At 44.8% G+C, this 701-nt stretch carries 1 protein-coding gene; it reads left to right on the forward strand.

Annotation, left to right across the window (positions count from 1 at the left end):
- The coding region (locus R7Z50_RS27530; protein WP_318149755.1) for an arginine ABC transporter substrate-binding protein at positions 1-650 on the forward strand (650 nt) is incomplete at its 5' end.
- Between the last annotated feature and the right edge of the window lie 51 nt (positions 651-701).

Genomic DNA, 701 nt, shown 5'->3' on the forward strand with positions numbered 1-701 from the left:
AGGCGACCTACGCGCCATTCGAATACATGGATGAGAACAATCAAATCCAAGGTTTCGATGTGGATCTGGCGAATGCTCTATGTAAAGAAATGGAAGCAAAATGTAGCTTCCACAACCAATCTTTCGATAGCTTGATCCCTGCATTAAAATTCAAACGTTATGATGCGGCTATTTCTGCAATGGACATTACTGAAGCGCGTCTTGAGCAAGTCAATTTCTCGCATGCTTACTACGACAACTCGGCAGCGTTTGTTTCTATCAAAGACAAAGTCGCTGACCAAAACGCGTTAGAGGGTAAGCGTGTAGGCGTTCAAAACGGTTCAACTCACCAAAGTTACCTTATCGAGCAAATGCCGGGTGTAACGTCGGTTCCTTACTCAAGCTACCAAGATGCTTTCATCGACATGAAGAATGGCCGTATTGATTCTGTATTTGGTGACACAGCGGTAGTGGCGGAGTGGTTCAAGAAGGAAGACAACCTTGCGTACGTTGGTGAGCGCGTTACGAATCCTAAATACTTCGGTAATGGTTTTGGTATCGCAGTAAACAAAGGCAACGATGAACTTGTGAACAAGCTAAACACAGCGCTAGAAGCCGTGAAAGCGAACGGCGAATACGACGTAATCTACAACAAGTACTTCGGTAAGTAATATGGCGTTAACGGGTTACTCTTTATCGCTTGTACAAGCTAGCTGGATGAC

This window comes from Vibrio sp. 1249-1, assembly GCF_033340495.1.